Raw genomic sequence first — 14022 nt, forward strand, 5'->3', positions numbered from 1 at the left:
GGCTATCCTCCCTGATTGGCGCTGTCGGCGGCATAAGCGCCAAGTGTCTGGCGTGCAATGACGATTTTCTGGACGTCCGTTGCGCCTTCATAAATGCGCAAGGCCCGAATTTCGCGATAGAGCTTTTCAACGGTCTCACCGGAGCGCACGCCATCACCGCCATGCAGCTGAACGGCCTTGTCGATCACTTGCTGCGCTTGTTCAGTCGCGAAAAGCTTGGCCATCGCCGCTTCCCGGGTGACGCGCGGCGCACCGCTGTCCTTGGCCCAGGCGGCACGGTAGATCAGCAATGCAGCTGCATCCACATCAAGCGCCATATCGGCGATATGCCCCTGCACCATCTGGAGATCGGCGAGCGGTGCTCCCTGGATCTGGCGTGTGCTCACCCGCTCCAGCGCTTCGTCCAACGCCCGGCGGGCAAAGCCCAGTGCAGCGGCAGCGACTGTGGAACGGAAGATGTCGAGCACAGACATCGCGATCTTGAAACCATCGCCCGGATTGCCGATCAGGTCGGATTTTTTTACCCGGCAATCGGTGAAGCGCAGTGTTGCCAGCGGATGCGGGGCAATCGTGTCCAGACGTTCCGCAACTTCAAATCCTGGAAGATCCGGTGTTACAACATAGGCCGACAACCCCTTGGCGCCGGGCGCTTCGCCGGTGCGGGCAAACAGCGTATAAACGTCGGCAATGCCCCCGTTAGAGATCCAGGTCTTTTCGCCATTCAGAACGTAACTGTCGCCATCATCCGTCGCAGTCATGGTCGAGTTGGCGACATCGGAACCGGATTGCGGTTCGGTGAGCGCAAATGCGGAGATCGCCTCGCCGGACCGGGTTTTCGGCAGCCAGGCAGCTTTTTGCTCTGCCGTTCCAAACAGCGACAGGGCCCCAGTGCCAAGACCTTGCATGGCGAGGGCAAAATCGGCCAGCCCATCATGACGCGCAAGAATTTCTCGGGAGAGGCACAGGGTGCGGACATCCAGCGGTGTACCGTCCTCGGAGGCTGTCGGCTGAAGCCACCCGGCGGCCCCCATCGCCTTAACCAAAGACCGGCAGGCCTGGTCGGTGTCAGCATGATCGACGTGAAGATCCTTAGCAAAGGCCTCGAGGTCTTCGGCCAGTTTGCGATGCCGGTCTTCAAAGAACGGCCATGAGAGGAAACTCTTGTCTGCCATCAGTTGCCCTCGAACACCGGTTTTTCCTTGTTGACGAAGGCGTTGTAGGCCCGCTCAAAATCGCCGGTCTGCATGCAGATCGCCTGCGCCTGGGCTTCGGCTTCAATGGCCTGTTCGATGGACATGGACCATTCCTGAGCCAGCATGGTCTTGGTCATCATGTGCGCAAAGTTCGGCCCGGCAACGATCCGCTCAGCAAAGGCGACAGCTTCACTTTCCAACGTATCTGCGGAGACGAGACGGTTGAAAAATCCCCAGCGTTCCCCTTCGTCGGCGCTCATGGAGCGGCCTGTGTAGAGCAGCTCCGCCGCCCGGCCCTGGCCGATGATCCGGGGGAGGATAGCACAGGCGCCCATGTCACAGCCTGCAAGGCCTACACGGGTGAACAGGAAAGCCGTTTGGGCTTCTGGCGTCGCAAAGCGCAGGTCGGAAGCCATGGCGATGATCGCCCCGGCGCCAACGCATACCCCATCGATAGCAGCGATCACCGGCTTGCCGCAATTGACGATCGCCTTGACCAGATCCCCTGTCATCCGGGTGAAGGAAAGCAGTTCCTTCATCGACATCTTTGTCAGCGGGCCGATGATGTCATGGACATCGCCGCCGGAGGAGAAATTGCCGCCGTTCGGCAGGAACACCACGGCATGAATGTCGTCGCGATAGACCAGATCCCGGAACCAGTCGCGCAGCTCGGCATAGCTCTCAAAGGTCAGCGGGTTTTTCCGCTCCGGCCGGTTGAGTGAGACCCGCGCGATGCCGCCATCAACGGACAAATTGAAGTGTTTCGGGGCGTCGGTCATGAGCGGCCTGCCTTTTTCAGTGCTGTCTCCGGTTCGCCGGAAGATCCAAATTGTTCAAAAATCTCGTTGCAAGCGGCGATGGCACTGCGGTCGAGACCGCCCATCAGCTCATCAATCCAGCCCTCGTGCTTGGCGGCCAGATCTGCGAAAACCGCGTGCCCTTCCAACGTCAGCTTGACCCGGTTGGCGCGTTTATCTCCCGGAACCGCCATGCGGACCGCATGACCGTCTTCGACCAGACGCTCAACGATGCCGGTGACATTGCCGTTGGAGACTTTCAGAAACGCGGAAATCTCGCTCATCTTCAGCCCGTCCGGATAGCGTGACAGGGCCGAAAGGACATCAAAACGCGGCAGCGTGGTGTCACATTCATCGCGCAAACGCCGGCGAAGTTCGGTTTCAATGCCAGATGTTGCCTTGAGCAAGCGAAGCCAGAGACGCAGCCGGGATTTGGAGATCGGTTCCGGGGACGTGTCGTGTGCGGCCATCAGATCTCGCCTCCCGAAAGACTGAGCGCATGTCCGTTAACGCTGGCCGCTCCGTCGGAGCACAGCCAAAGCGCGGTTTCGGCAACTTCTCGTGGTTGGACGAAGCGGTTCTGCGGATTGATCTTGCGCAGCGTTCCAGCGGCCGCCTCCCGGTCCATTCCGGTCTTTTCCATGATGTTTTCAATGGAACGCTCCAGCATGGGCGTTTCGAGAAAGCCGGGGCAGATCGCGTTGACCGTGATCCCGGTGCGCGCCAATTCGACAGAAAGCGACCGGGTCAGGCCGACAACGCCGTGCTTGGCGGCGCAATAGCCGGACACATACGGATAACCCTTGAGACCCGCTGTTGAGGCAATCGCGATCATCCGGCCCCAGCCAGCATCCTTCATATCGTCCAGCGCAGCCTGGAAGGAGAATGCAACGCCGGTCAGATTGACCGACAAATTGGCGCTGAAGGCCTCGGGCGACATCTTGGCAAACGGCACGCTTTCCGTTGCACCTGCATTGGCAACAACAATTGAAATCGGACCTTGCTGCTCCCGGGCAGCCTCGAAAGCCAGTTTGATCGCGGCCGGGTCCGAGACATCACACACCTGATAATGCAGTTTCTGCGCGGCGAGCTTTTCCGCATTCCGGCCCATGATGGTGACTTTGGCGCCAGCCGTTACAAAAGCATGCGCGATTTCCGCACCTGCCCCGGATCCGCCGCCCGTCACGATCACATGTTTGCCGGCAAGCGTCATACCTTGCCCACCGTTTCGGCGTTCTTGTCCGCAAGGCGCCACAGCTGGTCGCGGCCTGCGAGATACGGCAGCGGCCAATCGGGTGCCGCACGATCGCCGATCTTCGCCCCTTCATGCAGCGTCCAGTAGGGATCGGTCAGATGCGGGCGGCCGACGGCCACCAGATCCGCGCGGCCTGCCATCAGGATCGAATTTGCGTGATCGGCCTCGAAAATATTGCCGACGGCCATGGTGGTCAGGCCCGCCTCATTCCGGATTCGGTCAGAGAACGGCGTCTGGAACATACGGCCATAAACCGGCTTGGCGTCAATCGTCGTCTGACCAGCGGAGACATCGATCAGATCGGCCCCAGCATCTGAGAACATCCGGGCAATCTCGATCGCTTCGTCCGGTGTAACGCCGTCCTCGCCAACCCAGTCGTTCGCGGAGATGCGGACCGACATCGGTTTTTCTTCGGGCCAAATAGCGCGCATGGCTTTGAGAACTTCCAGCGGATAGCGCATCCGGTTTTCGAGGCTGCCGCCATAGTCATCGGTCCGGACATTCGAGACTGGCGAAATGAAGGATGACAACAAATAGCCGTGGGCAGCGTGCAGTTCGATCATGTCGAAACCGGCGCGGTCCGCCATCTCAGCCGAAGCCACAAACTGATCGCGGATCTGGTCCATTTCCGCGCGGGTGATTTCGCGCGGGGTCGCATTGCGCGACGACCAGGGAATTGCGGAAGCCGAAACCAGATCCCAGTTGCCGTCTTCAAGCGGCAGGTCCATGCCTTCCCAGCCAAGATTGGTCGAGCCCTTGCGGCCGGAATGACCGATCTGGCAGGCAATCTTTGCGTCCGTGTTCTCGTGCACAAAATTGGTGAGGCGCCGCCAGGCGGTCTCGTGTTCTGGCGCATAAAGGCCCGGGCAGCCCGGCGTGATCCGGCCTTCCGGGCTGACACAGGTCATCTCGACATAAACAAGGCCGGCACCGCCCTTGGCCCGTTCGCCATAATGGGTCAGGTGCCAATCGGTCGGACAACCATCCACGGCCTTGTATTGCGCCATCGGCGAGACCACGATCCGGCTCTTCAGCTCCATGCCGCGCAGCTTGAATGGCGCAAATATCGGCGCGCGCGGCGGCGTGTTCTCATTGTCTGCGACCGGCAAGCCTGCGTCCTTGCGGGCCTCGCCCATAAACCAGCTTTCAGCGCTTGCCAGCCATTTCGGATCCCGCTCGCGCAGGTTCTCATGACTGATCCGCTGGGACCGGGTGAGCAGCGAATAGTTCAGCTGGACCGGATCGAGATGGAGGTAGCGCTCGACATTTTCGAACCATTCCAGCGAGTTGCGCGCAGCAGACTGCAGGCGCAAGACTTCCAGGCGGCGCTGATCCTCATAAATCGCAAAGGCCGAGGCCAGATCCGGTTCGCTGTGCAGCAGATCCGCCAGCGAAATGGCGGATTCCAAAGCCAGCTTTGAGCCGGAGCCGATGGAAAAGTGCGCCGTCGCGGCCGCATCGCCCATCAGGACGACGTTCTCATGGGACCATTTCTCACACAGCACCCGCGGGAACTGGATCCAGGCGGAACCGCGAATGTGGTTGGCGTTGGTCATCAGGCTGTGACCGCCAAGATGATCCTTGAAGATCTCCTCGCAGGTCTTGATGCTTTCCTGCTGGCTCATGTCGGCGAAACCAAAGGCTTCGAAGGTTTCCGGCATGCATTCAACAATGAAGGTCGCCGTGTCATCGTCAAACTGATAGGCGTGTGCCCAAACCCAGCCGTGTTCAGTCTTTTCAAAGATAAACGTGAAGGCGTCGGAGAAGGTCTGATGGGTGCCGAGCCAGACGAAGTGGCATTTGCGCACATCGATATCCGGCTTGAACGTATCGGCATAGAGCGTGCGGGTCCTGGAATTCAGACCATCGGCAGCAACGACCAGATCGTAGTCCTTGCGGTAATCTTCGGCGCTGCCAACTTCGGTTTCGAATTTCAATTCGACGCCGAGTTCACGGGCGCGCTCCTGCAGCAAAAGCAAGAGTTTCTTGCGGCCGATGCCGCAGAAGCCATGGCCGCTGGACAGCTGTTTTTCCTGGCCGACCAGCAGCGCGATGTCATCCCAATAGGCGAAATTCGCCCGGATTGTTTCCGCGCTGACCGGATCATTGGCAGCCAGATTGTCGAGGGTTTCATCGGACAGAACCACGCCCCAGCCGAATGTGTCGTCCGCCTTGTTGCGCTCAATCACGGTGATCTCGTGAGAGCTGTCCCGCAGCTTCATCGAAATGGCGAAGTAAAGACCGGCCGGCCCGCCTCCAAGACACACGATGCGCACGTTCATTCTCCCCGGATCTGATCTTAGCCAAAACGTCTAGGACTGATCCTGCGCTCGATTTTCATATATTTCAAGTATGAAATTTTATATTTAAAATATCTTGCGGTGCAGCACGCGCTGAATAAAGGAATTGCGGCGAGTTTGGACGCTTAGCCAAAAATGCTCTGCGAACGAGTGGATCCCGGATCGCCGCTCCGCTGCGTCCGGGACGACGGCCAACGGCAGCATCAGCCCACCCTTAGCCCATCGATAATAACCGCTTTGACGAAGCGCACAGGCGGTTCACACTTCCACAACTTCTGGGATTTATAGGACGAAAGACAATTTTTTGGATTTCCTTATGCCGGTTCATCTATCGCTTGAGTACCAAGACTATTCCACACCCATGTTCGAGTTCGTTACAGAGCCAGAGAATATGGCGCTGATCGGCCTAAGCGTTGGATATCCGGTCGATGCCGGTCGTTTTGCAACGGTTGCCCGGCAGCAAAAAAATAAGAAGATCCACGATGTTTTTCCTCTGCCCGGCGTCAATGCGGTCAGCGAACGGTTCAAAGAGATTGTCGAGTCATACGAGCCGGGGGTTCATCAGTTTTTTCCCGTTGAATTGTTCGACAAAGCGGGCGATCGCGTGCCGGCCAACTATTACATCTTCAATTGTACCGTTTGTGTCGATGCAGTGCTTGTTGAACACTCCGAGGTGCGCTGGAGCCAACGGCGAGTTGAGCCCTATGATCCATTCCCCCGTGTGAAGCATTTGGACGAGGAAATCCTCAGTGCTCAGGAGATATCTGAACATCATGTTTGGTGCGGCGGTCTCTTTGAAACCAATGGCATCTATGTTTCGGATGCACTCTTTGACGATCTGAAACGCGCCAAGATCAAATACTTCAAGGAAAAGCCTTTGGAGGCGATCGATGTCGCCTGGCGCCCTGAAGACAACATCCAACCGATCCTTGACTGGGTAAAACAGAACGGCCTGCCAACTGAGGGCCGAGTATCCCGGTTTTTGAAAAACTACGTTTAGCAGCAAGCCTGCCAGTTTCTCCGTCGCCACTGCCAGACTTGATCCACTGCTGTCCGGTTCAGCCAAACGACCCTTTATCGGCAGAGCCGGGCAATTTCCGCACCACTGCCCTCAAATGCACCGCCCACCATCAACTTCCATGGCAACGCCGGTGATCATCGAGGCTTCGTCCGAGCAGAGATAGCAGGCCGCGTTGCCGAGATCTTCCGGGGTGGAGAAGCGGCCGATGGGAATTGTCGAGAGGAATTTCGCACGCATTTCCGGGGTGTCCTCGCCCATGAAGCTTTTCAGGAGCGGGGTTTCGCCGGCAACCGGGCAGAGCGCATTGACGCGCACGCCCTTCGGTGCCAGTTCGACGGCCATCGTCTTCGTTGCGGTGACCATCCAGCCCTTGGAGGCATTGTACCAGTTGAGGTTCGGGCGCGGGCTGAGACCGGCCGTGGATGCGACATTCAGGATCGCGCCGGAGCCGCGCTCGATCATTCCCGGCACAAAGTGCTTGGCCATCAGATAGACCGACTTGCAGTTGACCGCCATCACCCGGTCGAATTCGTCCTCGGTGACGTCCTGCATCGGCTTCGGCAGATGGGTGATCCCGGCATTGTTGACCAGAATATCGACACCGGCGAGCTTGGAGGCTGCGGTCTCTGAAAGCGCCACCACGCTGTCGTTGCTGGCCACATCGGCCTTGGCGGCAAATCCGCCAACCTCTGCGGCGACTTCTTCAGCCAGATCGAGATTCAGATCCGCGATCAGTACCTTGGCGCCCTCAGTCGCGAATTTGCGCACGATGCCAGCACCAAAGCCGGACGCACCACCGGTGACAATCGCTATTTTGCCCTGCAATCTCATGGGTCCAACTCCCTTAAATCATTTATCGTTTTGAAGATCAGCCGTGATAGGCGGCGACCGTTTTCAGCGTGGTGAAGCCATAAAGCGCTTCAAAGCCCTTTTCCCGGCCATGCCCGGACTTGCCCATGCCGCCGAAGGGAAGTTCCACGCCGCCGCCCGCGCCATAATTGTTGATGAAGACCTGACCGGTGCGGATTTTTTTGGCAAGCCTCATTTGACGGGCGCCGTCCCGGCTCCAAATGCTGGCAACAAGGCCATAGTCCGTGCCGTTGGCAATCGCGACCGCTTCGTCCTCATCATCAAAGGGGATAATCACCTGAACGGGGCCGAAAATCTCATCGCGCGCCAGAACATGGTCCGGCTTGACCCCAGCGAACAGCGTTGGCGTCACGTAGCTACCGCCTTCCGGCGCATCCTGCAAAACGCCTTCAGCGGCTTTTTCCAGATCCGCGCCCCGGTCGATGAAGGTCGAGACAATGCCCTGTTGCTTTTTCGAGATAAGTGGCCCGACATCCAAATCGGAGAGCGCCGGTCCCACCTTGAGTGCGCCGTAGCGTCCAGCCATGCGCTCGACCACTTGGTCATAAAGCCCACGCTGAACCAGAATGCGGGAGGAGGCCGAACAGGTTTGGCCCGCGTTCTGAATCCCGGCATTCACCAGGAACGGCAGGGCCGCGTCGAGGTCGGCATCATCAAACACGAGCTGCGGTGATTTTCCCCCAAGCTCCAGGGTGACCGGAATGACGTTTTTGGCAGCTGCCGTTTGAATGTGCACGCCGGTCGCAACGGAGCCGGTGAAGCTGACATGATGAATGCCCGGATGAGATGAGAGTGCGGCGCCCGCCTCTGACCCGAGCCCCGGCACAACATTCAACACCCCGTCCGGCAAACCCGCTGCCTTGGCAAGATCGGCAAAAGCAAGGGCTGTCAGACAGGCATCTTCGGCCGGCTTCAGAACACAAGTGTTGCCGGTCGCAAGGGCAGCGCCAATCGACCGGCCGATGATCTGCATCGGATAGTTCCACGGAACGATATGACCGGTGACGCCGTGCGGTTCGCGTAGTGTGTAAACCGTGTAGCCGTCGAGATAGGGGATCGTTTCGCCGTGCAGCTTGTCCGCCGCACCGCCGTAAAACTCGAGATAGCGAGCAAGGGCAACCGCATCGGCGCGGGCCTGTTTGAGAGGCTTGCCGACATCCAATGCCTCGATCCGCGCCAGGTCCTCAACCTTCTCAAGCACCAATTCGCGGAGCTTGAAGAGGATCCGTCCACGCTCGACCGCTGTCGTTTTGCCCCAAACGCCGTGCCGGGCCGCTTCGGCGGCTGCAACGGCGGCGTCAATGTCCTCCGATGTACCCCGGGCAATTGCACCGATCTCTTCCCCCGTTGAGGGATCGAAAAGCGGCAGCATGCCACCGCCTGAAGGCGCGGTCCACTCACCGTTAATCAGGCACTTGGCCGGATCAAACCAGAGATCCAACTCGTTGCGCATCGTTCCTCCTCAGGCCGCTGTGATATCGGCCGGCAAAACCGGCGCGGCGGCGACCAATTGTTTTGTGTAGTCGTGTTTGGGCGCATCGAAGACAGCGCCGGTCGGGCCTTCCTCAACGATTTCGCCGGATTTCATGACCAGCACCCGATCGGTGATCGAGCGGACCACGGACAGGTCATGGCTGATAAACAGATAGGTGAGATCGAGCCGGTCACTCAAATCCGCCAGCAAATCCAGGACCTGCGCGCGGACGGAGACATCGAGCGCGGACACCGCTTCATCCAGAATAATCAAATCCGGTTTGATGATCAGCGCCCGGGCAATCGCGATCCGCTGGCGCTGGCCGCCGCTGAACTCGTGGATGTATTTGTGCCGGTCCTCAGCGGTCAGGCCGACGCTCTCCAGCGCCTCGGCAATTGCCCGGTCCCGCTCCGCGCCCTTCGGTGGGTTGTCCAACAAATGAAATGGCTCGGTGATCAGACGTTCAACCTTCCAGCGCGGATTGAAGCTGCCGTAAGGATCCTGAAACACCACCTGCATCCTGCGGCGGACCGCAAGGTTGGCGTGATGGTGGGTGAAGACCGGTTGGCCATCGAACAGGATCTCGCCGCCCTGAACTTCTTCAAGACCCAAAATGGCCCGGGTCAACGTAGACTTGCCGCAGCCCGATTCCCCGACAAGACCAAGGCTTTCGCCCTTTTTGATCTCAAAGCTGACAGTGTTCACCGCCCGGAAGTGGACGGTCTTTCCCCACCAGCCGTGGGTGTGTGTGACATAATCCCGGACAACATTCTGGACCTTCAGAAGTGGCGTCTCCTGTACAAGCCCCTCCCGGTCCGGCACATGACTTGAGGCGGCAAGCAAAGCCTTGGAATAGGGGTGCTGCATGGTGCGGAAGACCGTGTCTGCAGGTCCCGCTTCGACCACTTCACCGTCCTTCATGATCACCAGATCATCGGCAAGATCCGCAACAACCGCCAGATCATGGCTGATCAGCATCAGCCCCATGTTGTCTTCCGACACCAGCTTTTTCAAAAGCTCCAGAATTTGAGCTTGGGTGGTAACGTCCAGCGCAGTCGTCGGCTCATCCGCGATTAAGAGCTTTGGCCGCAAGGCAATCGCCATCGCGATCACCACCCGCTGCCTCTGGCCGCCAGAGAGTTCATGCGGATAGCGGCTCAAAGGAAACTTATCTTGCGGCAGCTCTGCCCGGCGCAGCGCTTCGGCGGCCCGGACCATCGCTTCAGATTTAGAAACGTTTTCGTGCACCAGAATGGTCTCAGCCACCTGCGCCCCGATGGTTTGCAGCGGGTTGAGCGCAGTCATGGGCTCCTGAAACACCATGCCGACATCCCGCCCGCGAATGCGGCAGAGTTCCGGCTCGCCAAGGGTTAGAACATCTTGCCCGGCGAGCGAGATCTTGCCGGAGCAGGCGGTACCATTTGGCAAAAGTTGCATGACGCTGAAAGCCGACATGGACTTGCCGGAGCCGCTTTCCCCAATCACGCCCAGGATGCGGCCCGGCGCAACCTGCATGGAAACATCTTTGAGAACCGGGATCCCGTGGATGGACAAGGAGAGGTTTTGGATATCCAGAAGGCTCATACGCGCGCCCTCCGCAGTTTCGGATCGAGAAGATCCCGAAGGCCATCACCCATCAGGTTGAGACCGAGCACCGTCAACAGGATCGCAAGGCCTGGAAAGAGTGCCAGATGCGGGGCCAGGGAAATCATCGTCTGACTGTCGGCGAGCATCCGCCCCCAGCTCGCTGTTGGCGGCTGAGCGCCGAGACCGACATAGCTCAATCCCGCCTCGGCGAGGATGCCGAGAGAGAACTGGATGGTGCCTTGCACGATCAGCAAGTTGGCAACGTTCGGCAGGATGTGTTCCATCGAAATCCGCGCCGGGCCTTTGCCCGCCACTCGAGCCGCCAGAATGTAGTCTCGGTTCCACAAGGACAGCGCGGCGCCGCGCGTTAGCCGGGCAAAGACCGGAATGTTGAAGATGCCGATCGCGATGATGGCGTTGAGCGCGGATGCACCGAAAACCGCTGTGATCATCACCGCGATCAAAAGGCTCGGGAAAGCAAACACCAGGTCGTTGGCGCGCATGATTACTTCATCCAACCAGCCGCCTTTGCGGGCGGCGGCGGCCAGACCAAGAGGCACCCCGACAGACATGCCGATGCCGACCGCGACCAGCGCGACGGCAATGGACGTGCGGGCACCGACCATGATCATGCTCAAGATGTCCCGGCCAAACTGATCCGTGCCCAGCCAATGCTCCCAACTTGGCAGCTTCATCCGGTTGGCGATGTTCAAGACGGTCGTGTCATACGGCACCCAGACAAGACTGATCAGCGCAGCAGCAACGAACACAAGTGACAAAAACAGGCCCGGCAACAGGGTGCGGCTGTGAAAAAGGACACTCATCAGCGGCGCCTCCGCAGGCGCGGATCAACCCAGGCATAGGCCATGTCGACCGCGAAATTGACGACGATTACCGCGAACACCAGAAGCATCACCACGCTTTCAACGACAATGAGATCGCGGGCGCTGATCGACTGGAACACCAGACGGCCGAGGCCGGGCAAAAAGAAGACATTTTCTATGATGATCGCCCCAGCCAGCAGGAAGGAGAATTGCAGGCCGAGGATGGTGAGCACCGGGATCAGGGCGTTGCGAACGGCATGCCGCCAGAGCGCCTGCCCTTTTGTCAGCCCCTTTGCGCGTGCTGTCCGGATAAAATCCTCCCCAAGCGTGTCCAGCAAACTGGACCGCATCACACGCGTCAGGATGCTAGCCTGAGGCAGTGCAAGTGCGATCGCGGGCAAGGTCAGAGCCTTCATGCCTGCGAAGACCCCGGCATCCCAGCCCGGAAATCCGCCCGCGGAAAACCAACGCAAATTGATGGCGAACACAAGCACCATCAGCATTGCAAACCAGAAGTTCGGGACTGCGACGCCAAGCTGGGTCACACCCATAACAGACGCATCGGCGGCCGAGCCTCTGCGGGAAGCCGCCCAAATACCAGCCGGAAACGCAATCAGTGTACTAAGCGTCAGAGCATAAAGCGCCAGCGGCAGAGAGACCCACAACCGGTCACCGATCATCTCGGACACGGGCGTCCGGTAGGTATAGGAAACACCAAAGTCTCCAACCAACAGCCCGCCGGCCCAGGACAGGTACCGTTGAAAGATGGAGCCCGTCAGTCCCAGTTCTTCGCGGAGCGCCTGGAGCGTGTCTTCCTGCGCATTGAGGCCGAGCATGTAAGCTGCCGGATCGCCCGGCACGACTTCGAGCGCCAGAAAAATCACAATCGACGCAGCGACCAGGCTCAAGCTCAAAGACAACAGACGTTTTAGAAAATAGTGGAGCATGGACTTTCTGTTCGGCAACCGGCAAAGGCCGCCCTTGCCATGGCGTTAACTTCGGCTAGGAACGCCGAGCCGGCGCTATGTCATCTGATTTCAATCTCTTCGCAAAACCAAGAGACTGAAGGCTCACCTTGAGGAAGCGTGGCACGGGTTTCACTGTGCCAAACCCCTCAAGGTGATGCTTAACCCCGCGTTCCGGTGGGTTGAAACGCTTGAGGAGTTAAGGTCGCGTCAGGATCACTCCTCCCAATATACAGCCGTCATATCTGCCGCAGGGGTTGGCTGGTTGACCCAAAGACCCTGTATCTTCGCATTTGCCACCGTCGGGAAGGCCAGCTGGAACAGATAGCCGTTCACATAGTCCTTAGAGAGCATTTCCTGAGCCTGTTTCAAAAGCTCGGACCGCTTTTCCGGATCGTTTTCGGCGGTGAGGTTTTCAAAGAGCTTCTGGAACTCGGGATTGTCGTACTGGAAGTAATAATCCGGGCGGGCATAGATACCGATATCCATCGGTTCTACGTGACTGACGATTGTCAGACCATAGTCCTTGCCTCGGAACACTTGTTCCAGCCACTGCGCCCATTCCAGATTGGAGATCTCGGTTTCAATGCCGACAGCGCGCAGCTGCGCGGCAATGATTTCTCCGCCCCGGCGGGCATAGGAGGGCGGCGGCAGTTTCAGGGTCGTCGTAAATCCGTCCGGGTAGCCCGCTTCCGCCAGAAGCTTTTTGGAGAGTTCCGGGTCGTAGGCGCTGTTGGCGGTCAGATCGACATAGTCGGGATTGTGCGGGGCAAAGTGTGTGCCGATTGGCGTGCCATAGCCGAACATGGCGCCATCAATAATCGCCTGACGGTCGATGGCATGCGCGATCGCCTCGCGTACCTTAACGTTGTCGAGAGGCGGCAGCTTGTTGTTGGTCGAAAGGATCGTCTCTCCTTCGGTCGATCCAACCAGCACTTGAAACCGCGGATCAGCCTCGAATTGCGGAAGGTTTTCAGGTGCAGGAAAACCAACAAACGCATTGACGTCTTCCGCCATCACAGCGGCGAAGGCTGCGGTCGGATCGGAAATGAACTTGAAGGTCACATTGTCCAGTTTGGCAGGCGTGCCCCAATAGTCAGCGTTTTTCTCAAGATCGATCCGGTCACCCTGAACCCAATTCGAGAACCTGAATGCGCCCGTACCGATCGGGTTGGTTTTGATGTTTTCAATAGACTCCGGCGCAACGATCACCGCATCGCCCCAAGCCAAATTGAACAACAGACTGCCATTTGGCGCTGAGAGCGTGACCGCCACGGTCTGCGGGTCGACAACTTCAACGGACTCAATGCCGGTGAACAACGCTTTTTGCGCATTCTGACTGTCATCAGATCGCGCGCGATCCAGACTGAATTTCACGTCTTCGGCCGTCATATCGGTGCCATCGTGGAACTTGACGCCGGACTGCAGTTTGAAAGTGTAGGTCTTGCCGTCTTCGGAAATCTCCCAGCTCTCTGCGAGGCCGGGCAAAATGGATCCGTCCGGTCCGAAGCGGGTCAGTCCTTCAAAGACATTTGAATAAAGGACCGAATCAATAGCGCCGGCAGCCGCACTGGTCGGGTCCAGGTGCGGTGGTTCCAGCTGCATGGCCACCGTAATATCGCTCTTTGCATGGGCCAACCCCATGCTGGCAGACAATGCCAAGGCACTGATCAGGCCTGTTCCGACTTTTCCCAAACGCATAGCTACTCCCCTTTTGCCGTCCCGCTTAGTGCGGC

The 14022-nt window shown here is 58.6% G+C and carries 12 protein-coding genes; 1 reads left to right on the plus strand and 11 read right to left on the minus strand.

Going from position 1 to position 14022, the window contains the following annotated elements; all coding sequences use genetic code 11:
- Positions 1–2: 2 nt before the first annotated feature.
- Genes RBB44_RS24160 through RBB44_RS24180 form a run of 5 tightly spaced genes read right to left on the minus strand, consistent with a single transcriptional unit; the run spans position 3 to position 5521 of the window.
- On the minus strand, positions 3–1172 hold the full coding sequence (locus RBB44_RS24160) for an acyl-CoA dehydrogenase family protein (RefSeq protein ID WP_306150392.1): 1170 nt from the start codon (positions 1170–1172) through the stop codon (positions 3–5).
- Positions 1172–1972 (minus strand): enoyl-CoA hydratase family protein, encoded by an 801-nt coding sequence (locus RBB44_RS24165; protein WP_306150393.1) that lies wholly within the window; start codon positions 1970–1972, stop codon positions 1172–1174. The genes RBB44_RS24160 and RBB44_RS24165 overlap by 1 nt, the downstream gene beginning before the upstream one ends.
- Positions 1969–2460: a MarR family winged helix-turn-helix transcriptional regulator gene (locus RBB44_RS24170; RefSeq protein WP_306150394.1), complete on the minus strand. Its 492-nt coding sequence runs from the start codon at positions 2458–2460 to the stop codon at positions 1969–1971. Before RBB44_RS24170 ends, RBB44_RS24165 begins: the two co-directional genes overlap by 4 nt.
- Complete coding sequence (locus tag RBB44_RS24175; protein WP_306150395.1) at positions 2460–3203, minus strand: SDR family NAD(P)-dependent oxidoreductase; 744 nt, start codon at positions 3201–3203, stop codon at positions 2460–2462. The genes RBB44_RS24170 and RBB44_RS24175 overlap by 1 nt, the downstream gene beginning before the upstream one ends.
- The gene (locus RBB44_RS24180) at positions 3200–5521 is read right to left on the minus strand and encodes a bifunctional salicylyl-CoA 5-hydroxylase/oxidoreductase (RefSeq protein WP_306150396.1); all 2322 of its coding nucleotides are present in this window, start codon (positions 5519–5521) and stop codon (positions 3200–3202) included. The genes RBB44_RS24175 and RBB44_RS24180 overlap by 4 nt, the downstream gene beginning before the upstream one ends.
- Before the next feature lie 340 nt (positions 5522–5861).
- On the opposite strand from RBB44_RS24180, the gene RBB44_RS24185 reads away from it, so the two are divergent.
- A complete protein-coding gene (locus RBB44_RS24185) occupies positions 5862–6545 on the plus strand; it encodes an imm11 family protein (protein ID WP_306150397.1) in 684 nt (227 codons plus the stop codon).
- A 111-nt stretch (positions 6546–6656) separates the two neighbouring features.
- Here the strand turns inward: RBB44_RS24185 and RBB44_RS24190 are convergent, their stop codons facing one another.
- From RBB44_RS24190 to RBB44_RS24215, 6 genes are all read right to left on the minus strand, one after another.
- Positions 6657–7397 (minus strand): SDR family oxidoreductase, encoded by a 741-nt coding sequence (locus RBB44_RS24190; protein WP_306150398.1) that lies wholly within the window; start codon positions 7395–7397, stop codon positions 6657–6659.
- Between the two features lie 37 nt (positions 7398–7434).
- Positions 7435–8889 carry an aldehyde dehydrogenase family protein gene (locus tag RBB44_RS24195; protein WP_306150399.1) on the minus strand — a complete coding sequence of 485 codons (1455 nt, stop codon included), beginning with the start codon at positions 8887–8889 and terminating at the stop codon, positions 7435–7437.
- A gap of 9 nt (positions 8890–8898) precedes the next feature.
- On the minus strand, positions 8899–10494 hold the full coding sequence (locus RBB44_RS24200) for an ABC transporter ATP-binding protein (protein ID WP_306150400.1): 1596 nt from the start codon (positions 10492–10494) through the stop codon (positions 8899–8901).
- Entirely contained in the window at positions 10491–11321 is an 831-nt protein-coding gene (locus tag RBB44_RS24205; RefSeq protein ID WP_209181488.1) for an ABC transporter permease, read from the minus strand. Before RBB44_RS24205 ends, RBB44_RS24200 begins: the two co-directional genes overlap by 4 nt.
- Positions 11321–12268: an ABC transporter permease gene (locus tag RBB44_RS24210; RefSeq protein WP_306150401.1), complete on the minus strand. Its 948-nt coding sequence runs from the start codon at positions 12266–12268 to the stop codon at positions 11321–11323. The genes RBB44_RS24205 and RBB44_RS24210 overlap by 1 nt, the downstream gene beginning before the upstream one ends.
- Before the next feature lie 234 nt (positions 12269–12502).
- Positions 12503–13987, minus strand: coding sequence for an ABC transporter substrate-binding protein (locus RBB44_RS24215; protein ID WP_306150402.1), 1485 nt, complete (start codon positions 13985–13987; stop codon positions 12503–12505).
- Positions 13988–14022: the final 35 nt, after the last annotated feature.

It is taken from the genome of Roseibium sp. MMSF_3247 (assembly GCF_030733765.1).
Lineage (GTDB): Bacteria > Pseudomonadota > Alphaproteobacteria > Rhizobiales > Stappiaceae > Roseibium.